Raw genomic sequence first — 20,713 nt, forward strand, 5'->3', positions numbered from 1 at the left:
GGGGGAGTGAAGGTGCTTTTTTGCAAAATCGCGAGATCTATCGATGAAAGAAGAATCGTTTTCAAACAGAAAAATTCTCTCTTCTTCATTAAGTGAAATCGTTCTTTGTGAAGGTGCTTTTTTGCAAAATCGTGAAATCTATCGATGAAAGAAGAATCGTTTTCAAGCAGAAAAAAATTCTCTCTTTTATCTCACCTATTTCATATTGATTTTGGTGTTCGATGAATATATCTCACCTATTTTATATTGGTTTTGGTGTTCGATGAATATATCTCACCTATCTCATATTGATTTTGGTGTTCGATGAATCTACACTGCGTTCCGATTTTCACTTCGTTTCGATTTTCACTGCGCTTCGATTTCCAATAAAAAAAGTCCATAGACAACCTGCACACCTTACAAAGCATACATCACTACCCCGTCTAATGCATTACGCATTACACATCGGTTTAATTAAGCAATAAAAAATTCGGGAGGGGGGGATAAAACGTCGAATTCTAACGATTCGTACACGAGTTTTAATTGTGCATAATGAAGTCCTGATTCATCTCTATCTTGCAATAGAAAATCCTCTTGAAAAGGATGTAACCCATGAAAGTGACCTTTTTCTTCTTCCTCTGCATTGGTAATGGGTTTTTTATTCTCTTCAGAAATCGTCAGCATAGGGATATCAAGTTCAATACCCGCTAACACCGCGATTGTGGGTGTAGCGATAAAATTGACAAAGAAAAATAAAACGACTATTGCTGCGTATTTCATGCAACAAAAATATTTTTTTTTCAAAAAACTCAAGCATTTATGGTGTTAATTTTATTGTAAATAGTTTGAGGGGGTGAGACGATGAGAGGGTGAGACGATGAGAGGGTGAGAGGGTGAGAGGGTGAGAAGATGAGGCGATGAGATGAGATTCTCCGTCCCAGTCTCCACTGTGTTTGTCCGATTCGTATGTCCCTGACAAAGGAAGGGTCGCATCCTATATGGTTAACGGTTTACAGTGAACTGTAAAACCTCACAAATCTTTACATATAGGAGTGACCGATGCGATGCTTTCTTCGTCAGCAGAACACACTAAGTGGATATACAGAATGGAGAGTTGTTTTTTTGGCAAAAGGCTTTTTTGCCAATCTTCTTTAATCGATAAAACCTACTACTTCACAAACCTCACAAAGCACAAACCTCACAAGGCACAAACCTCACAAGGCACAAACCTCACGAAGTACAAACCTCACAAAGCACAAACCTCACAAAGAGCAAACCTCACAAATTACAATACTCAAAAACCTTCAATACCCCAGGAACGGGAATTTGATCGCGGATGTATTCCTCTTTTGTAAAGTACTGGATTCCGCCGATTTCATTAGCAATTGTAATAGTATCCTCTTCTAATTCGTAATAATAGCAATCTTGCTGCATGAGGATATTCTTTTTCTCCCCATAAGCAGGGGCGACAATATGCGTCAAAAAGGAAAGTCGCTCGGGTTGAAGAACCAAAGATAGCTCCTCTTCGATCTCGCGTCTAAGTGCTTGCTGACTATCCTCTCCTGCATCAATTTTTCCACCTGGTAAATACCACGCTTGTTTATTCTTACTAAAAGCCAATAGGAGTTGTTTATCTTTCACACAAACCAAACCTGCAGTCGGTAAATCGATCCAAGGTTGATCGACCACAGTAAGGTAATATTCCACTGCATCTGTTGCGTCTTCTACTACTTTGGACTGTTTCGCACCTCGTTCTTCATACCACGCTTGCATTGCTGGTGTTACAATCACAGTTAAATAACTAAAAGAAGATACGCATGCTTGTTTTTGGACAGCTTCTAATAAGCTGTTCCATTTCACTTGCTCCTGCCCTATTTCTCCCTCCTTTTCATCTGTCAAACAACAAAAAAACACCAACGCTGCTGCGTAACCTTGCGAGTTAAATGCAAAGCATCCACAAAGTATTTCTTCTTCATACACCAAATACATCTCTTTTTGGTGAATTAATTCTGCTATACTTTTATTCTTTTTTGTATTTTCGTGTGATGATGTATAGCTAAGCTGTGTTGCATGATGAATCAAATCTTGAATTTGAGGTATATGTTGAGGCGTTGCTTGTACAATATGCAATTGAGTTTGTGGAGACATAGCTTTTTAACTTTACTTTCGTAGACAATAAAGATTCGAAATTAAAAAGAAAAAGCAGGACAATAAAACATCCTGCTTTTTCTTTTTCATAAATTTTTCTTGTGTACTAAAAACAGGTTGTTTTTACTACGTGTTTTTAATTTGAAAGTATAAGGTACTATTTCGAAACAACAAACAATTAAACAGAATTCCTATTAACCCTTTTCAAATTAAAAACTTGAAATCCATTACTCGTAAACCACGATATCCCATTTTCTGCCTTACTAAAAAAGAGGAGTGATTGACTTAGAAATGAATTTCCACTCATTTATTTAATTCCCTAACAAAGGAAATAACATTCTACGTAATAAGCAAGAAAAAAATACAAGGTTATGCTTTTTTAATTTTAATTTAATACAATAAAAAAAACAGATGAAATAAATTCTCATCTGTTCTTATAATTTTAAACATAACACACTAAAAACTAAAAAAAAGTGTTCTTTTGACAACTTTTTTTAATTCAAATTCCTACAAAAAAGGGCATTTCTTTATATTTTTCGAGTATTCTTCTTCTTTTTAGATGCGATTAGTAGTAAAACTACTATGTTTTTGAACTGTTTCTGCATTTTTAAGTATAACTACTTGCCGAACGAGATTCTTCTTTTTAAGGAAGTTGATCTTCCAATAAAATTTCTCCCCACGCATTGAGTTGTTTTAAAACTTCGACTAATTGTAATCCTAAAGGTGTTAAAGTGTATTCTACCCGTGGAGGAACTTCATCAAAACGTTGTTTACTCAAGATGCCCACTTCCTCTAACTCTTTTAGTTGTTGATTGAGCACTCGACGATCCACTGTAGCAATTCCCCTCAAAAACTCACTAGGTCTCTTCTCTCCTTCATTGATGCGCCAAATGATAGGAATCTTCCATTTGCCACTAATTGCTTTTACCGCAAATTCTAAGGCACATACTTTATCTATAATTACTTGTTTCTCCATACCAATATCTCTCTTACATACAAAGATGTCATTAAAAATTGAAAATTCTAGTATTTTTTCCTCTTTCCTAAGACTATAATATAGTTAAAAGAAGTGTATTCAGCACTCAAAGGCAAAAAAAATAAAATATAATTATCTATTTTTCCCCTTTCGGGGACTTAATTCTATTATTTTATTTTATTAACAACACAAAAATCACATTATTTTATCATTTTAGTTTATTTTTTGAGAAATTATACAAATACAATTTATTTTGGTTTTTATTTAAAATTATATTTAATACTTTTAGCATGAATTTAACCTTATAAATACTCAATGCATATGAAGAAAATTACTATGAGCCTATTGGCTATTTTCGCTTTTAGCGGCGCTGCATTAGCACAAACTCCAGATATTAAAATTGGAGCAAAAGCAGGTTTGAACATTTCTAATCTTTCTGGCGCAGATGATACGAAAAGTAAAACAGGCTTCCACGTAGGAGCATTAGCAGAGATCTTCTTAAATGAGAAATTTGCCATTCAACCGGAGATTTTATACTCTTCACAAGGAGCAAAAGCTAAAGGAAGTTACAGTTCAAAAGTTGATTTAGACTACATTAATGTGCCTATTATGGCTAAATACTACATAATGGATGGATTAAGCGTACAAGCAGGTCCACAAGTGGGATTTGTCGTAAAAGCAGAAGAAGGAGGTATCGATGTTAAAGACAATGTAAACACGGTAGATTTTGGTTTAAACTTCGGTGCAGGTTATGAATTACCTCTTGGACTATTCTTTGATGCTCGCTATGACTTAGGTCTAAGTAAAGTAAACAAAGAAGGTAAATCTATCAAGAATGGTGTGTTCCAACTTTCAGTAGGATATAAATTCTAAAAATTGAAAAGAGGATAATGTAGATTATCCTCTTTTATATAACATCTAGCGTTTATTCTCTTCAAGCAGAACTAATAGCTAACTATAAAACATAAACACAATTACAAATGAAAAGAATGATTACTAGCCTTTTGGCTATTTTCGCATTTAGTGCAATTTCTCATGCACAAACACCTGAAAAATCGGACAAACAAGACGTTCGATTTAGAGTTAAATCAGGTTTAAACATTTCAACTGTCAGTGACGACTCAGATATGAAAAGTAAAGCTGGTTTCCATATTGGGGCCGCAGCTGAGATCTTTGTGACTGATAAGTTTTCTATCCAACCTGAACTTCAATATTCTATGCAAGGAGCGAAGGGTAAAAACGATCTTCTAATAGATGGTGTACGTGTTACTAACATGCAAGTAAACATGAATTACATCAACGTCCCTGTTATGGCAAAATACTATGTTGCAGAAGGCTTTAGTATTCAAGCAGGTCCACAACTAGGATTCTTAGTAAAAGCAGAATCAACAGCAGATCTTCGTTTAGGGAATGAAAAAACCTCAATAACAAACAACATTAAATCTATGACAAACAAAGTTGACTTTGGTTTAAATTTTGGTGTAGCATATGATCTTTCTTTTGGATTATTCTTTGATGCACGATATAACCTTGGTTTGACGGACATTTTGAAAGATGCTGATGGACAACACAGAGTATTCCAATTAGGTGTTGGGTATAAGTTTTAATGTATTGCAAATAAAACATTAGATTTTACATAGAAATAAACGCTTGGGTACACTACTCAGGCGTTTTTTTATGATGTTACACCAAAAAAGGAAGTGAACTTCTCTGAACAAGATGGACTGTTTTATAAGCCTTTTTAAATCGTATTACTCCTGCGAAGTCCTTGACTTCCACTTAGCACCAATCGTTTGGTCACCTTCTTGAAGTACAACATCGGAGTGTAAAAATGCTGCTGCTGCTGCTGACCCTTTTACTTTTGCACTACTTCGATTACTTACTTCTACTTCGTATTCACTTAATATGGCTTGGCGTAGATCTAAGGTTTTCCAATCTGGAACAGCCTGACAAGCAGTCGTTAATTGATGTACCAAACTCAAAGCATCAAGCAAGGCTTGGTTTGCCCCTTGCCCTTTAAATGGACTCATGGGATGCACAGCATCACCTAATAAACTTACAGGCCCAGCCTTCTGCAAGAGCATTGGATCAAATAAACTTCTGTCGTATACGGGATATCCCGATATGGTCGTTTCCTGCGTTGCATCAAGTATTTCAGGAATAGGATTATGCCACTGAATGCGTCTGCACGCTTCTTCTTTTAGTGCTTTTGCCCCCGCCAAACTCAAGGCTTTTGCTTCTTCTTCATCCATCGGAAAACTCAATTGCCACATGATGCTGTCTTTGGTATAGGGCATCATATACATGCGCTCGGTACCGTTTGCAGTTTGAAATACAGTTTCCCCATCTAATAAGGGCGATTGTACGTCTCTGAGGTTTTCTAAGGGGCAAATGCCCAATACAACCATACAGCCTAAATAATGCAAGGGTGTTTGATCTTCGCCAATTAATTTACGGCGTACCGTACTTCTAATGCCGTCTGCTCCTATCACAAGATCTGCATCAAAACTACGGAGCTGATCGTCAACCTGAAATGTCAAATTCACTTTAGAAGAACTGTATTGTAAATCGATGAGTTGATGCCCCCATTGCATTCGCTGCTCTCCCCCCAATTGCTGAATCAACATTTGACGCAATACTTGTCGGGGAATGTGAATATTATTTCGCTTTGCCGTTTTATCTTCTTCTGCTCCAATCCACTTTCGCTTTCCCCATTCCCCTAGCACTTTTCCGTCGACTGCATGTACTATATGTTTGGTAGACACTACTCCACCTTCTACTGCAGTGATTCCAAATGCACGCAATGCTTTACTGGCTTGTTGTAGGGTAAGTCCGTATCCTTGTGCACGCTCAGCAAAAGCATGATCTCTTTCAAATAGGGTAAATGGAATACCGCGATGCAAGCACGCAACTGCTAAAGCGATACCACCAATTCCGCCTCCAACAATAGCGATATGCGGATATTTAGACGGATTATTAACGGGTGGTATATTACTGCGTACGAGTCCTATACCCAAGCAATGCTTACAAGGTTTCTGTATTTTTTGAGGAGCTTTTGGAGCTTGTCCTACGCCATTGTTCTGCTCAGATAAAGCAGGTGCTGTCACACCGTGTTGCCGCTGTTGCTTGCTTCTCCTTTTGCTCTTTTTTCCCAATCCCAAGCAAACTTCACAACTTACCCAATGTTCGTTTTTATCTCCAATTTGATTCTCTTTCTCGTACTGCATCTAAAATTATCGTATTACTCCTCTACGTTTCAAAACTATACGCCAAAGATACAATTTGTCTTTGGCGTATAATTCGCGAATGGGTATAATTTAAGAGAGAATTGGGGGTGAGGTTATGAGTTAGGGGTTATGGGGGGTGAGAGGGTGAGAAGGTGAGCGCAGGAGCGGTCCTTCCTTCATCAGGACATACAGAGCGGAGCAACTGATTAGAGTATTGCTTTTTTGCTTTTTCGTTTTTTTGCTAGAGGCTTTTTTGATGATTTCTTCGGTTAAAGAAGAACCTCATCTTCTCACCTTCTAGCGTGAGCGCGAGATGCGACCCTTCCTGCGTCAGGGAGACATACTATTCGTGAGCGCGATCGGACTGGTAATTCCTTATAAAAAAAGAATAAACTTTCTATTACAGCGATTCTTGCAACTTCACAAAAAACAAACCTACAAAGACTCCTTTCTTTTTTAAAGGGTAAAAAAGAAACAAAAAACCCTTCAACTAACCCAAATAAAGGTCAAATTAGTTTTCAAGGCTGAAAATAAAAGAACTCGCTACGCTCAAACACCTTTTATTTTTACAGCCTTTTCAAACATTTGACGCTCTTTATTTGACTTACGTTGGGGTAAATTCTCTTTTGTAAAGATGGTTTTGGCTTTTAAGTAAATTGGTTTTGGTTTTTTGCTTTTTTGCTTTTTTGCAACAATCCTCTTTAATCGATCAAACCTACGATTTCACAAACTTCACAAAGCACAAACCTCACCTTCTAGTGTGAGCGCGGGATGCGACCCTTCCTTCGTCAGGACATACAGAGCGGAGCAACTGATTAGAGTATTGCTTTTTTGTTTTTTTGTTTTTTTACTAGAGGCTTTTTTGATGATTTCTTCGGTTAAAGAAGAATGTCTCATCTTCTCACCACCTCACCACCTCACAAAGCACAAACACCCTATCTTACTATGAATCACAGGCATATAGAATACTAAAAAGAATAATTATAATAACTTGATTAATTCTCATACTATAGTCGAAATTTCTTTATCACTTGTGTAATTTCATTTTTTTGTAGCAAGGCTTGTTCTATTTCACTAAAAGAGTGAATCAAAAATATACTTTGAAAAAACAGTATTAATAGTAGTGTGATATTGATTTTCAGAAGATATTATTTTAGGAAATTCAATTACTACAACGTCACATTTTTCATCCTTACAATTGTCCTCTATCCTAATGTCATCTCCTCTCTTATATTTGTAAACAGTGCCTTTTGACTCCACATTCAGATCTAGTTTTATATTAAAAAATTGATCTGCCTCATACTTTCTCAAATCTATTTTAATCCATTTATTATTTACCTCAACAAAAAATACATTTTGATTATTGAACGAAAAAAGATTTCTTTCAATTGGTTTAACTTCATCGTTTTTACTTTGCATTTGAGCAAAAAACTTAACTTCTATCGGCTGATTAGTTTCAAAAAAAATATAGCTCTTTTTATGCTGTGCATATATCCCTTGAGATAGTATAAAAACAATAAGAAAAAATCTGATGTGCATCGTTTTATTCTTTATTAATGACAACTACTTTTTTTGTAATCCTATTTTCATGAACGATATACCTATAAAGAGGTTCTCCATTATTATCATATTCTCCTTCTATTGGAACTGTAAAAATTACTTCATCCACAACATACCCATCTAAATAGTGTATTCCTGCCTCAGAAAACTCAATTTCTCCAATTGGAATTTTTCTATTATTAAGAGCCCCTAAAGTATCTAAAACGCTATTCTTAAGGGTCTTAAAATCGTAATTAATATTTTTTGTTTTCTTCATACACATATAAACATATCGTTTATAAGTTTCATCGTCAAAACTTGTGGTTATCGTGTCTAAATCACTAAAGTACAATACCTCGCTATAGTGAGATTCACCTACATAAACGGTATCAGGGTATTTGAAAGTATATTTAAAAGGTTCATAATCTTCATCTAATTTCTTACTATCTTTTTTACACGACATAAGTCCTCCCAATAAAATTATCATCACAAAAAAATGCTTTATCATCTTCTATTTCTAAGTTAAGTGTTTATACCTATGTTGGAGCCTTTGTTTTATTAAAATTTGCTGTATTTTGAACTCAAACCAACATTGTATTATACTAAAGGAAAAAACTTTAATATCCTTTTAAAAGTTCTACTACATTAAACTTGTGAAATTCTACATCTGAGTCTTCTACTAAGTAATGATAAGCTTCTATATCCATTTTTTTTCCTACTAATTCCTGCTCTAAATTATTTTTTTTTAGCAAATAGGCTTTTTTTACTGCAAAATCTACATAAACCAAATAATAGATTAACTCATTATGAGGATTATTCCCCCTAAGACTTTTTAAGCTTTGAATATGTTTTAATAGATCAGCATTATTATCTGTAGTTAGAATAATTGTTTTAATTTTTTGAATTTGTTCTATATTTTGATCAAATGATTTTCCCTTAGAATATTGATCCATCAAATAAAAATTTATATTTGAATCTCCTCCCTCAGTCTCATAAACTTGTACAAAAGCATAACCACGATAGGATTCTTTATATTTATCACATCCAACTAGAGTCAAAAACAACAAAAAGAAAACCTTAATCCCTAACTTGTTTAGAATTTTTGTCATAAAAAGTGTCTTTCGCATTTCCATTTTTAAGTGTACTAAAATTAGGTCTATCAATAAAACCTCCTCCCGATTTTCATCTTGTAGAAGTCCTAGTTGTTCGCTAGAATCCATTTCTACACTATTACTACACAAGATCTAATTTACTACAAACCGTGAACTGTAAACCAAATACCTCCTTTGATCAGATCCGAAACGCTGGAGTAGTTATTACTTCATTCCTTCAATTTAAAATTGTTGTAATTAATTATTTTATCCATTGGTATAGTATCTGGTCGTGGAATAATAAAAAACTCTTTTTCAAAGTATCGATGTGAAATTTCTAGCCTTACATCATTTTTTTCAGTTTCATTAAACCTCGTTTCATAAACAAAACCTTTTACTCTTTGTCTACCTAATTGATTAAATTTTAAAGCCACAAAACCTAGAAAATCATGATTTTGAGTTGGGTAAGGAAATGTATCTATTTTTACTTTCAACAGATTAGTAAAATCCTCATTTATATTATAACCAATACACACATAGTTCTGTATATTATCCTTCCAACTATTTTTATACTTTACATCGCCAATAGTTTTTCCAATCATTAATGTATCAGGCAATCTCCAATCTAAATAGTTACTTTTCTTTTCATTAATAGCACCATCAGCATTATAATAAACAATTTCAGATAAATAAGATGAGGTCTCATTTAGAATATAATAATTCGTATAGTCCAACTTCTTATCTTTGTAATACCTCCATCTATTGATTTTCAAATTATTTTTAATATAACCTGAAACTTGTTTTTCTTCTTTAGAAGTATATAACTCAAAATAAGCATAATTCAGCTCTAGCGGCACTATTTTCAAGGCAATACTTCCATCTTTGTTATGTTCATATAATGTATCTCCGAAATGAATAAAATGATTATTCAAATCAACGTTCAGCATTTCATCTACAAACCTTACCCGACTAATTGTATCTTTACCTTTTACCACTATAGATGAAACAAAATTACCTGTATGATCATACACAACTTTCTTATCCTCTTTCTTACAACTTAAATATAAAAATGATATAATTATTACTACAATTGCTTTTTTCATTGCTCTTTTGCTCCCTTTAGGACCTAATTATAATTTATTTTATTTGCCTCATCTTCTGACTTACTCAATTCATTAACCACTCTAAAATAGGGTTTATCCTCCCATAGATTAACCAAGTTAATTGAGTTATGCTGCATTAATGGCTGGCTATTATTTAGTATGCAATACCTTCAAAACAACTCCATCACTTTTGCGAATCTCAATATAAAAAACGCCTCCTTCCCTATTATCTGACAAATTCCCTTCTATGCACCAAATAGAATTATTTTTTAAAAAAACATGATAGGGACGTTGCTCAAGAATTAATTCCTTTTTATAAATAGGAAAAAGAATTAACTCCGCTATTTGAACCGCTATATCTGCAGTAGGGACATACCCCTTGACATGGCCAATTCCTTCAATATGATCATATTCCATAGGAATTTCAATCATTTTAAAAGCTCTCACCGTATCTTTTAGATCTTCATCATTTGACCTCTGTACACTCTTACTACAGGCAACTGCTAGAAAAACCAATACTAATACCACACTATTTTTTATCATCATGTACTTAGATTAAAATTTATAATCATCTTTTAACACTGGGTCTTAGCTGGTACAAGATATGTACTTTCTTTTTATTTAATGCATCACCATATTGTACGTCCCTTCTCCCTTTTCCTATCTCCATTCTCCAATAATCCCCCCTTTGATTCGCTTTGGAAAGTTATTTTTTTTGGTGAATTCCATAAAAATTATATTCTCATATTTCTTTATGTAATCATTCCAATCATTTGGATACTTATTTTGTATTTCTTTTAAAATAAAATCAGGTATAGGCTCTTTATCATAATCCAGAAGTAGCTGAAAATTACTAAGTTTACCTAAATACTTATTCTCTATAGCATAATTACCAACGTTATCAATACAAATCACTTTATCTTCTACTTCAATTCAATATCGTACGTCAATAACATTAATCATTTAATATATTCACCATTTACCTTTATTCTATTACTATTTTCAACTTCTAAATTATTTCGATAAATAAAAAACAAATTATTTGAAACACACTGAAGAAAACTCAATTTGTCTTCTTCTGAACATAGTAAGAAATCATATAATTCTTTCAATTCTTCAAACATATCTTTATTTTTTTCTCCTATAACTATCGTTTCATTCTTTTGGCTTATTAACAAATATGCTCGTAATGGTTTTAATGTAACTCTAAAAAAATAAATATCTATTCCTTCAATATTAGAATGTATAGGTTCAATATAAATCAGCATATCCAATTGCTCTTTATTCTTCCAATCCAATCTATCATTATACTTATTTTCATTAAAAATAAATTGATAAATCGTTTCCTTAACTTTAGAATCAATATTTTGAGCTCTCATGCTACTCATTGAACACAAGCATAATAAAAGTATAATTTTCTTCATATTATTTCTTATTTTGAAAATAGAGTTTTCAATTTTAAATAAGTATTTTTTCTTGTTTTAATGCTTAAAATACCAAAGACGAACAATTGTTCGTCTTTGAATTAAATATTTTACAAGGTTTTTTTATGGTAATATCACTTTTGATTCCCTATCCATTACCGATATTTATTCCAATCTATTTTACCCATAACATAAAAAGCAACTACTAAATTTAGGGCTATTAAACCTACAATACTCCAAACAATAATTCCTCCAATTAAATTTTTTCGTGTAGCTATTTTATCGAAGCTTTCTTTATAAAGTATCCATTTATCAGCACTATTACTAAAAAAATAAACATTAATTGCAATAATAATTGCACTTATAGTAAGGAATAAAGTTCTGTCTAAATGAAAATACCTATCCATAAAAACATTGTAATATATGAATAAGGACAATACTAACCATATTTCCAAAAAAATAATGGTTAACCCTGTTTTAAAATGACTCCAAAACCGAATTGGTCCGTTTTCCCAAAAAAGATAAATCTTATAAAAGAAATAATAAAACGCTTTCATTTATCTCTGAATTATTAATAGATACCCCTGCTGTTTTCTGAATTCAATTTTCCTATTACCATCATCCGCCCTTTTCTCATCGCCCTTCTCCACTAACAAACCCCTTTGATCCGATTGGAAGGTTGGGGTGGTGTTACATACATCTTTCAAACGATATATAGCTATTTAATTAAAAAAATATCTATATAACATTATTATTCCCATCAAAAAAAGACCAATTCCTCCTAAAAGTCCCTTTATTTGCATTGACTTATCCCAAAAGTTAGAATCTTTATTTTTTTTCCAAAATAAATAAGCTAAATACACACTACTTCCTAAAATACACAGGATAGAATAAACTAATTCCATTAATTTTCTTTTTTAACTTCGTTCTCATTTATCTTAAATTTTAAAGAGGCTCCTTGTTTAAGAATTTCTTTCCCTAAATCATTTTTTGATCCAGGAATAACTTTATTCATCCCTGCATTAAGCAGTTCACCTCCAATCATAAATGCTGCTAGTTTAGGATAAATGCAATAGATTCTTTTGCACAAGATAACCTGACACAAAGAAATTCACTATTATTATCACAATTATCAACCATATAACAATTCCTCTAATTAAGTTTTTATTCCGTGAGATTTTATCAAACTCTGCAACATAATATTTCCATTTATCATTATATACAAAAAACTAATAATTGACTATAAAAATTAAAATTAAAGGAAAAATTATAACGGGACTAGTAAAACTAATATCTAGTTTCTCGTTTCTTATCAAAGAGTAATAATTGAACAAGGAAAATAATAACCAAACCTCTAAAGCGATTATAGAAATTCCTGATTTAAAATCACTCCAAAATCTTGCAGGAGCCTTCTCCCAAAACTTGTAAAGTCTATAAAATAAATAATAATACATTTTCATCTATAATCCTGGTTTAAATACTGCTCTATTCTTCTGTATCACTTCCCTATTGTTTCTTCTGCTGTTGTATTAATATTTTAGTTGGTTCATGGTGGGCGGTTTACTCTTTACAGTTCTTATAGTTTTTTACATAAAGCCACACTGTCAACCGTTAACAGTAAACTGTTAACTAACCCCCTTCCTACGATCCGATTGGGAAGGTTGAGAATGTTAGCCTAAATTAATAAACTATATTTTACTCCCTAAAATAATCTATTACAAAAAAAATAGTTAGAAAAGCAGTACCTATTGCCATAAGCAATATTTTAAAATCCAAACCAAATTTCCAAAATCTATCAATCCAATCACCTTCATTTTGTGTGGCTTTTTTACGTTCATAAAAATAATATAACCAACTAATGATTGATAAAACTAAACATACTATTATATTTTTCATAATTGCTTTTTATATGGTCCTATTTCCTTATCTCTTGCATGATCTAATGCTTTATCAAAGGCATCTATTAATCCCTCATTCATCCTATTTTCTAATTGACTACTACCTACTTTTCCTAATTTATTTCCCAAATAGAACAATACTCCTCTAGTTATAGCTTCTTCAGTTGAAATTATAAATTGGTTTTTACTATTACTCCCCTTTAATGCACCCAATCATCTTTTCCTTCACGTACCATTCCCGTTGGATCCACCACATTAATCGGATTGTTGTGTACATAATGGTACGGTGTCTATACTGGGAACTGTTCCGCCAACGGATTCGCATTCAAAAATATACTCGCTCCTGGATCGTATTTAGTTGACCGTTTACAATGAACAGTTCTACATCGTCTTTTACAACAACAAAACCTCTTCTAAAGATAACCTTTTAAAGCTACAAACAAATTTTCCTTACACTAGATTTTCTTTTACAAACAGTTGACTTTGTTCACGCTGTCAACCGCTAACAGTAAACTGTTAACTGTTAACTAAAAACAAACCCCTACGATCCGATTGGAAGGTTGGGGTGGTGTAAATCTATTATTTACTACAATACTTAAAGATTAAGAATTTACATCATTTATTAAATAATCTACTAAAAAATAAATCGTTAAAATCGTAGCCACTATAGCCATAATTAAAACTTTAAGGTCATAACCAAAATATAAAATCTTAGTAGACCATTCCATTTTTCTTTTTGCATCGCTTTTACGTGCATAAAAAAAATATGCCCAACCAATAACTGCTCCTATAAAAGTTATTATAATATTCTTCATTCTAATTATTTATACGATTCTTTTTTATTATCTCTTGCATCATCAATGGTTTTCTCAAAAATATTATTTAATCCTTCTAACATCAAAGATTCAAACTTGCTACTACCAAATTTACCAATATAACTACCATCTGCTAAGTTAAAACCTGTATTTACTGTTGCATTTGTATTCATATCAGTAACTGTTGCATTTTCGGATAACATATAACTCTCTGTTCCACTATTTAAAGCAATACTGCTACTCACCGATTGTACATTTTTATATCCTTTCGCTTCAGCTTGCTCTACTGTTGTAATACTTTCAAAGCACCGAGAGGTGATTTGAGACTCTCGCTTGTACAACGATTGCGATAGAGATTGGCATTTCTCAGATAATTAATCTAATTGATACAACAAGTAAAATGAGTATATAAAATTTAATATTATCATACAGATTATACACCATACAATTATACCTCCTATAAGGTTTTGATTTTTAGATAATCGCTCAAATCTTACATTGTAATCTTTCCACACACTTGAATACGTAAAAAATTTCAAGTTAACAATCACAATACATACTACTATAAGCATAAACACTATTTTATTCAAATAAAAGTGTCTATCAATAAAAACCGTATAATAATTCACCACAGACATTACCAACCAGATTTCTAAAGCCATAATTGAAACTTCTGCTTTAAAAGCGCTCCAAAATTTAGGAAAAGAAATCTTTTCCCAAAAATTAAATAATTTATAAAATAAATAATAATACCCTCTCATCTATAACTCTGGTTTAAATACAGCTCCTGTATTTCCTTTTCTATAAGTAGCTAGTGCTTCTCCATAATCTTCTAATGCTCCATTTGGGTACAAAACTTCCATACCATTATATATGAGAGATGCTGGTGTCCATGCAGGAAACTCTTCCTCTAACGGATCCACACTCATCTACATCTACTCTCTTTTTTCTTTGTGCGAACTCAACCTTGGTTTTACAAGACCAACTGTCTTTATAAAAATATGGTTTTATTTGGTTGAAAAAGAACGACTAAAAAATTATAAACTATTTTATACAAGAAAACCCCTACAACAAAAATTGTAGGAGTTTTGTGTTATAAATATCTCTTAAACAAAACATGAGTAAGATACTTCTAAAAATTAAAGAATATTGTTATTTATTTTTAAACTTAATTTCGGTTCTTTAAAGATTAAGGTGATATATCTATTATCTACAGTAATCACAAGCATTTCCAATTCTTGATCATCGTTATATTTCATATACAAGATTAAGCTAAAAATACCAAGATGATTAGCTAGTTCATATCGATTTGGGTCATCCCCTACTTTGATTTTTGCATACTCCCAATCTTTAAGAACCCAAATACAAGACGCATTTATATAGACATTCTTAATCAAATCATAGTATCCTCTAAAATTAATTTCTATTTTTTGAGTATCTAAATCATAGCAAAATTTGCTTATAGGTTCGTCGTCAAATGAATATTCTATTTTTTTTTTCATATTAATATCTTTCTATTTTATTGAAATATGAGCTGCTGAACTTCTATAATTTACTTGATTAAGAAGAATATTATAACTATTTCCCCCATACTCCAAATGCATATGGTTATAAGGTGTTCCTGACTGAGGAGGATCCAACCGGATCCTCAAACCTCCTCTCTCAAAAACGCTTACTGGGGAACTAGTAGGACTCATTCTTTTAAAACCAGCAGTTTCTATATTTTTAATCAATGTATCTCTCTCTAAATTACCTATATTTTAAAGCCATTTTTTAATCCCTGTACGACTAGCCCCTAAAGATACTCCTCCTTTAGCAGCATTTCCTAAAAGCAATCCTTCAATAGGTATAACTGTTGATGCAATTCCATCTATATAATTCAACATCGTTTCCTTAGCCCTTGCAGTCTCTCCTGTTGCATTTACCCAACCATCATAAGCCATTTGCAAATTACCCATCGTACTCTTATCATTTTTACGCTGATAATTTACATCTGTTATTCCTGCATCATTAAGCTCTTTTACACTATTATAGGTATCTATTGTTCCACTATTATTATGTACTGAGAAAACATTTGTAGGATCTCCTTCCCAATCTGTACTCGCTACTTCGTAAGCATTGTAACTTCCTTTTTTATTATTATTTGGGAAAACTTTCCATGCTGTTAATCTCCCTCCATCTCCTCCAGTTGAATCTTCAGCTGCCATCCCCGTAGGGTCAATCAAATTCATTGGATTGTTATGTACATAATGGTACGGTGTCCATGCTGGGAACTGCTCCGCCAACGGGTCCACATTTACTCAACTTTTCCCGCCCGCGAACTTAACCTTGTTTTACAAGACCAACTGTCCTTATAAAAATAAAGTTTATTTCAATTGAAACAACACCCTTAGTAAAAAGATTGAAGCCTATAGTGAGATTTTCGGTAAATATGAACGAAACGAGGTTTTCCCCTCAGTTGATATTGCTCATAAAATAACAGATATCTTAGAAATTTCTTTAGACAACTTAACAGGTAAAGAAGATTATACGCATCAATAAAGAAACCAGCATATGCATTTTAGAAGTGTCTCAGTTTGAAAAAAAAGATTGTGAACATATATTTTCCGTCATTGATGCTTTTATCGCTAAGAGAAAAATTCAATCTATTTTATAAAATACAAAACCCGCTAATCTTTCGACTAACGAGTTTTTCTTCTTTTATAATTTAGGCGCACGGATTGCACTCGAGGCTTTAGCCGAATTGAACAAAGTTAGATCCGCGCGATTGGGGTTTATTTTTTATAGTTATACAGTTTTTGGTACAGTATCTTTAAAAATAGAAATGAACACTGGTTCTATACTCTAAAGCTAATTCAAACATTTTCACAATATCCTTTGAATGTGCATCACACATTTTCAACTCTTTTAAAACCAAACTAATAACATCAAGATCAGTTATATGTTCATCTTCAAAATCATCTATATTACTACCTGATATTCTATTAATTAAAGAAAAAATTCCTTCTTCCCATAATATATCAAATTCCTCATTAGTTAACTTCAACTCTACAAGTTGTTCTGGTTTAGCATTATTATAATCTAACGCAGATTCTGCTTCTTTGTCTTTAGGTACCGATATTACTTTTGACATCTTTAATCTATATTATTAAAATGAGTTTCTCTATTATATTCACTTTGACTTCTTCCCATTTGCTTTCCATTAATGGTCTTATTATTTGGAATATTACCATCCATATCTAAATAATTTCTTTTTCCAGATATATTTGTATCTTCAATTCTAAAATAATTCCCTTCAATATCATGTACAACTTGTATTCCTGTTTTTGAATTATTATAAATACTTTTCCCCTTTGGTGTACTATACCCAGTTGAATTAGGAGCATATTTTTTTATTGCATCTGATAAACTAGCATTTTTCCATTCAGCTGAATATTTCATTGAGCGCACAGCTCCTCTTGAACTTAAAGCAGGAGATACACTCTTTGCAAATTTACTACCTTCAAAAGTATTTTTAGCATAAGTATTTTTCAGTTCTCCTTTGGATGGTGCTCTGTTTGCTTGATTTGCTGCATAAATAAATAAATAAATAAAGATTGTTCCGTTATATACATCATTCCATCCTGACTATAACTAAGGTTATGCATAAAATCACCAGGTTTATCTCCATTAACTACAGCTCCTAAAGATCCAACGAGATTAATTAAATTAATAAAACCTAATGCGATTTTTTCCTTCAAAGTTGAAGAATTATTGTCGCCTTCTCCTGTTCCTTCAGCACTCATCCCTGTCGGATCGATCAAATTAATCGGGTTATTGTGTACATAATGGTACGGATTCCATGCTGGGAACTGTTCCGCCAACGGATCTACACTCATCCACATCTATTCAACTTTTCCCGCCCGCGAACTTAACCTTGATTTACAAGACCACCTGTCCTTATAAAAATAAAGTTTATTTCAATTGAAAAAGACCTGCTAAAGCTATTTTATAAAAAACAAACCCGCTAATCTTTCAACTAACGGGGTTTTCTTTTATTTAGACGCACAGACTGCACCCGAGGCTTTAGCCGAATTGAACGAAGTTAAATCCGTGGAATCAGGGATATAGTGATAACAACCCCACCAACCTCATAACTTCAATTATATCATTAGATATTTCTAAATCAGAAATATCATCTCCTTTTGATTTTATTATTGTTCCATTAAGAACATAATAATCAGATTGTTTAATCTCTTTTATCTTTGAATTTTCTTCCCACTTAGGTGGGTCAAAAATAGTATAGATTCGTACAACATAGAAAACAGCTTTTTGTTTATTAAAATAGTAAGTTTTAGTTAGTGTTTCTCTATCTCCTTCAAAAATTAAATTAATCTTTACTAAATCTCCATTTAAGAAAAAAGGTTCATAAGCTATTCCTCCTAATCTATATATTTTTGGAAATTTAGCAGTATTAAAATATGGTAAAACATCTATAATAGTATCTTTAATGCTCTCTTTATCAATTTGTGTAAGATAAGCTAATGTATCATTTATGATATAATTATATTTTTCAGTTTTTATATCTACTACTTGTCCACTATCACTCTTTTTTTGACAAGAAACGGTCAAAATAAACATGCTAATTAAAATAATTTCTATTCTCATCATCTAAGTTTTTTATAGCCATTCTCCAGTGGTTTTTGTGAAAGTGATTTTGTACTATTCCCAAAACTCATCTCAAAATGTGGCCTATCAATACTTTTTTTCCAATCTCCTCCCCAGTTAAAACCTTGATTTTTTTCCAATCTCGCTAATTTCATTCCAACTAGTATTCCATACAGCACTACCTTGTGAAATTTCAACAACATCTATTGCTAATCCATAGTTATGGTAACTTTGATCTGAACGAGCATTCGTTGCCCAAGGAGCACCACTTCCATCTCTACTCTGCCAATAAAGAGATTCTTGTTCTTTATCACTTCTGAAACCTGTAGTAACCCTCAATTGAATATTAAGATCTTTTTCCGTTTCATTGATAAAATTATATGTTTTCATTCTTATAGCAGGATGAAGTTCCAAGATCCGATCATTAGTTACAGGATCCCAAGTTTTAAATACATCTTTCGTTTGTCCTATATATTCAATTTTATTTGCTCCCGATCCCTCAATTCCAGGTGCAATTCCAGGCATTGGACTTACCTCATAAACTTTATTATCATCTATTCCATCATTAAACAACCAGTTTCCTTGTTTATCATAGTAATCTCCATCAACCGCACTCATTCCCGTTGGGTCAATCAAATTAATCGGATTATTGTGTACATAATGGTACGGTGTCCATGCTGGGAACTGTTCTGCCAACGGGTCCACACTCAAAAATATACTTGCTCCCGGATCATAATATCGCGCTCCGTAATAGTAATACCCTGTTTGTGTATACAGTTCCTTACCATTGAATTTATACACATTCTCCAAGAGGTTGTTGGTGCTTTGTTCCACCATCACTTCTCCAAATGGTAAATACTCCACGTACTGTACCGGTGTTCCTAAAACATCTGTAATATACGATGTACTACCCTCACGAAGTGCATCGAATACCAATAAAAATAATATAGCAATGAGATACATGGTCGCTATGATACCATTGCCCTTTATTTTACCTATGCAGTTTCAGTGGGTTTATCTACAGTGTATTTCAATGTGCGTCTGTATAGGCGCTAACTTTTTGGTGTTTTGCTGTTGTTTCAACAACTACTTTACTTCTTTTTTTGTTTATTATGTTAAGTTAACTACAAAGTAAATATCGCAATTCATTTGTTTATTTCATACGGTAGTCTTTCTTTTTATTGTGTAGTTGGCGCTTTTTTTAACAGCGTTTGTTTATGCGCTGATTGGCGTTGTCTCTTTGGGGTGTTTAGTCGTAAGGTTAACTAATCAAATTTTATAACTATGGAATCGATTTACTTTGTTTTAATGAATCAATTACTATGTTGTAAAAATAAATACTTACAATCGTTTGATTTTCGTTTAGCTGTTTTTGTACTTTTCAATTGTAGTCTTTAGTTCAAAGTAAAAAAGGACTATTTCAAACCACAATTATTTATCCCCACTGTCGTAGCCTTAGACTCACTGCGTTCCTCTTTACTACTCCACCGACGATAAAATAGTTTACTGTGAACAGTTTACAGCTAACAGTTTCGATTCTCTTTTATAATAAATAGTTGTTTAAAACCCAACTACATTTTAGTTGACTGTGGACGGTTTACAGCTAACGGTTCTAACTCTCTTTTAATAGAATAATCTTCCGTAAACCGTTAACAGTAAACTGTCAACTAAAATTCACTGTTGCTTTTTTGTAGTCTTCGGCTGTACTTTACCTTTCGAAACACTTTATCATTGTCGTTAGTTAAAGTCGAAGCTTTTTTAATGGTATAACGGTGGTAGGGTGTTTCTTTTTATCCACTAAACAATACCCCCCACTAAATAACAAAACCCCAACGATCCGATTGGAAGGTTGGGGTGTTGCTTTTA

The 20,713-nt window shown here is 32.7% G+C and carries 28 protein-coding genes; 2 read left to right on the top strand and 26 right to left on the bottom strand.

Translation table 11 applies throughout. The annotated features are described in order from the left end of the window. Nucleotides 1–453 precede the first annotated feature (453 nt). The 3 genes from ACUTSE_RS13875 to ACUTSE_RS13885 all read right to left on the bottom strand — a co-directional run bounded on the left by ACUTSE_RS13875 (nt 454) and on the right by ACUTSE_RS13885 (nt 3,103). A complete protein-coding gene (locus tag ACUTSE_RS13875; RefSeq protein ID WP_002991804.1) occupies nt 454–759 on the bottom strand; it encodes a hypothetical protein in 306 nt (101 codons plus the stop codon). A 498-nt stretch (nt 760–1,257) separates the two neighbouring features. After that, a complete protein-coding gene (locus ACUTSE_RS13880; RefSeq protein WP_445640664.1) occupies nt 1,258–2,127 on the bottom strand; it encodes an NUDIX hydrolase in 870 nt (289 codons plus the stop codon). A 643-nt stretch (nt 2,128–2,770) separates the two neighbouring features. Beyond that, the gene (locus ACUTSE_RS13885) at nt 2,771–3,103 is read right to left on the bottom strand and encodes a winged helix-turn-helix transcriptional regulator (protein WP_445640665.1); all 333 of its coding nucleotides are present in this window, start codon (nt 3,101–3,103) and stop codon (nt 2,771–2,773) included. Between the two features lie 321 nt (nt 3,104–3,424). Here ACUTSE_RS13885 and ACUTSE_RS13890 point away from each other — a divergent pair, with 321 nt between their 5' ends. After that, nucleotides 3,425–3,976, top strand: a complete 552-nt coding sequence (locus tag ACUTSE_RS13890) for a porin family protein (RefSeq protein ID WP_445640666.1) — start codon at nt 3,425–3,427, stop codon at nt 3,974–3,976. Nucleotides 3,977–4,083: 107 nt separating this feature from the next. Beyond that, on the top strand, nt 4,084–4,710 hold the full coding sequence (locus ACUTSE_RS13895) for a porin family protein (RefSeq protein WP_445640667.1): 627 nt from the start codon (nt 4,084–4,086) through the stop codon (nt 4,708–4,710). Nucleotides 4,711–4,854: 144 nt separating this feature from the next. Here the strand turns inward: ACUTSE_RS13895 and ACUTSE_RS13900 are convergent, their stop codons facing one another. The 23 genes from ACUTSE_RS13900 to ACUTSE_RS14010 all read right to left on the bottom strand — a co-directional run bounded on the left by ACUTSE_RS13900 (nt 4,855) and on the right by ACUTSE_RS14010 (nt 19,810). Continuing rightward, nucleotides 4,855–6,330, bottom strand: coding sequence for an FAD-dependent oxidoreductase (locus tag ACUTSE_RS13900; protein ID WP_445640668.1), 1,476 nt, complete (start codon nt 6,328–6,330; stop codon nt 4,855–4,857). 1,074 nt (nt 6,331–7,404) lie between these two features. Next, nucleotides 7,405–7,869 carry a hypothetical protein gene (locus tag ACUTSE_RS13905; protein ID WP_445640669.1) on the bottom strand — a complete coding sequence of 155 codons (465 nt, stop codon included), beginning with the start codon at nt 7,867–7,869 and terminating at the stop codon, nt 7,405–7,407. A 4-nt stretch (nt 7,870–7,873) separates the two neighbouring features. Next, on the bottom strand, nt 7,874–8,356 hold the full coding sequence (locus ACUTSE_RS13910) for a hypothetical protein (protein WP_445640690.1): 483 nt from the start codon (nt 8,354–8,356) through the stop codon (nt 7,874–7,876). A 130-nt stretch (nt 8,357–8,486) separates the two neighbouring features. Continuing rightward, on the bottom strand, nt 8,487–9,089 hold the full coding sequence (locus tag ACUTSE_RS13915; protein ID WP_445640670.1) for a hypothetical protein: 603 nt from the start codon (nt 9,087–9,089) through the stop codon (nt 8,487–8,489). A 101-nt stretch (nt 9,090–9,190) separates the two neighbouring features. After that, nucleotides 9,191–10,063, bottom strand: coding sequence for a hypothetical protein (locus tag ACUTSE_RS13920; protein WP_445640671.1), 873 nt, complete (start codon nt 10,061–10,063; stop codon nt 9,191–9,193). A gap of 150 nt (nt 10,064–10,213) precedes the next feature. Continuing rightward, nucleotides 10,214–10,609: a YbbC/YhhH family protein gene (locus ACUTSE_RS13925; RefSeq protein ID WP_445640672.1), complete on the bottom strand. Its 396-nt coding sequence runs from the start codon at nt 10,607–10,609 to the stop codon at nt 10,214–10,216. A gap of 413 nt (nt 10,610–11,022) precedes the next feature. Beyond that, on the bottom strand, nt 11,023–11,487 hold the full coding sequence (locus ACUTSE_RS13930; protein ID WP_445640673.1) for a hypothetical protein: 465 nt from the start codon (nt 11,485–11,487) through the stop codon (nt 11,023–11,025). Between the two features lie 155 nt (nt 11,488–11,642). Next, a complete protein-coding gene (locus ACUTSE_RS13935) occupies nt 11,643–12,044 on the bottom strand; it encodes a hypothetical protein (protein WP_445640674.1) in 402 nt (133 codons plus the stop codon). Between the two features lie 165 nt (nt 12,045–12,209). Next, nucleotides 12,210–12,392 carry a hypothetical protein gene (locus ACUTSE_RS13940; protein ID WP_445640675.1) on the bottom strand — a complete coding sequence of 61 codons (183 nt, stop codon included), beginning with the start codon at nt 12,390–12,392 and terminating at the stop codon, nt 12,210–12,212. Beyond that, nucleotides 12,392–12,532, bottom strand: coding sequence for a hypothetical protein (locus ACUTSE_RS13945; protein ID WP_445640676.1), 141 nt, complete (start codon nt 12,530–12,532; stop codon nt 12,392–12,394). Before ACUTSE_RS13945 ends, ACUTSE_RS13940 begins: the two co-directional genes overlap by 1 nt. Before the next feature lie 650 nt (nt 12,533–13,182). Next, entirely contained in the window at nt 13,183–13,383 is a 201-nt protein-coding gene (locus tag ACUTSE_RS13950; protein ID WP_445640677.1) for a hypothetical protein, read from the bottom strand. Beyond that, nucleotides 13,380–13,598, bottom strand: coding sequence for a hypothetical protein (locus tag ACUTSE_RS13955; RefSeq protein WP_445640678.1), 219 nt, complete (start codon nt 13,596–13,598; stop codon nt 13,380–13,382). The genes ACUTSE_RS13950 and ACUTSE_RS13955 overlap by 4 nt, the downstream gene beginning before the upstream one ends. A gap of 389 nt (nt 13,599–13,987) precedes the next feature. Continuing rightward, nucleotides 13,988–14,200, bottom strand: coding sequence for a hypothetical protein (locus ACUTSE_RS13960; RefSeq protein ID WP_445640679.1), 213 nt, complete (start codon nt 14,198–14,200; stop codon nt 13,988–13,990). 5 nt (nt 14,201–14,205) lie between these two features. Next, entirely contained in the window at nt 14,206–14,541 is a 336-nt protein-coding gene (locus ACUTSE_RS13965; protein WP_445640680.1) for a hypothetical protein, read from the bottom strand. 420 nt (nt 14,542–14,961) lie between these two features. Next, nucleotides 14,962–15,129 (bottom strand): hypothetical protein, encoded by a 168-nt coding sequence (locus ACUTSE_RS13970; protein WP_445640681.1) that lies wholly within the window; start codon nt 15,127–15,129, stop codon nt 14,962–14,964. A 210-nt stretch (nt 15,130–15,339) separates the two neighbouring features. After that, nucleotides 15,340–15,702: a hypothetical protein gene (locus ACUTSE_RS13975; RefSeq protein ID WP_445640682.1), complete on the bottom strand. Its 363-nt coding sequence runs from the start codon at nt 15,700–15,702 to the stop codon at nt 15,340–15,342. 258 nt (nt 15,703–15,960) lie between these two features. Further along, nucleotides 15,961–16,494, bottom strand: coding sequence for a hypothetical protein (locus ACUTSE_RS13980; protein ID WP_445640683.1), 534 nt, complete (start codon nt 16,492–16,494; stop codon nt 15,961–15,963). A 518-nt stretch (nt 16,495–17,012) separates the two neighbouring features. Then, on the bottom strand, nt 17,013–17,333 hold the full coding sequence (locus ACUTSE_RS13985; RefSeq protein WP_445640684.1) for a hypothetical protein: 321 nt from the start codon (nt 17,331–17,333) through the stop codon (nt 17,013–17,015). Between the two features lie 2 nt (nt 17,334–17,335). After that, complete coding sequence (locus ACUTSE_RS13990) at nt 17,336–17,641, bottom strand: hypothetical protein (protein ID WP_445640685.1); 306 nt, start codon at nt 17,639–17,641, stop codon at nt 17,336–17,338. Nucleotides 17,642–17,730: 89 nt separating this feature from the next. Beyond that, the gene (locus ACUTSE_RS13995) at nt 17,731–18,078 is read right to left on the bottom strand and encodes a hypothetical protein (RefSeq protein ID WP_445640686.1); all 348 of its coding nucleotides are present in this window, start codon (nt 18,076–18,078) and stop codon (nt 17,731–17,733) included. A 220-nt stretch (nt 18,079–18,298) separates the two neighbouring features. Then, nucleotides 18,299–18,850 (bottom strand): hypothetical protein, encoded by a 552-nt coding sequence (locus ACUTSE_RS14000; RefSeq protein ID WP_445640687.1) that lies wholly within the window; start codon nt 18,848–18,850, stop codon nt 18,299–18,301. Further along, nucleotides 18,847–19,050, bottom strand: coding sequence for a M15 family metallopeptidase (locus ACUTSE_RS14005; RefSeq protein WP_445640688.1), 204 nt, complete (start codon nt 19,048–19,050; stop codon nt 18,847–18,849). The genes ACUTSE_RS14000 and ACUTSE_RS14005 overlap by 4 nt, the downstream gene beginning before the upstream one ends. Then, on the bottom strand, nt 18,965–19,810 hold the full coding sequence (locus ACUTSE_RS14010) for an RHS repeat-associated core domain-containing protein (protein WP_445640689.1): 846 nt from the start codon (nt 19,808–19,810) through the stop codon (nt 18,965–18,967). Before ACUTSE_RS14010 ends, ACUTSE_RS14005 begins: the two co-directional genes overlap by 86 nt. Between the last annotated feature and the right edge of the window lie 903 nt (nt 19,811–20,713).

The sequence above is a fragment of the Myroides sp. TSA_177.3 genome (assembly GCF_052691955.1).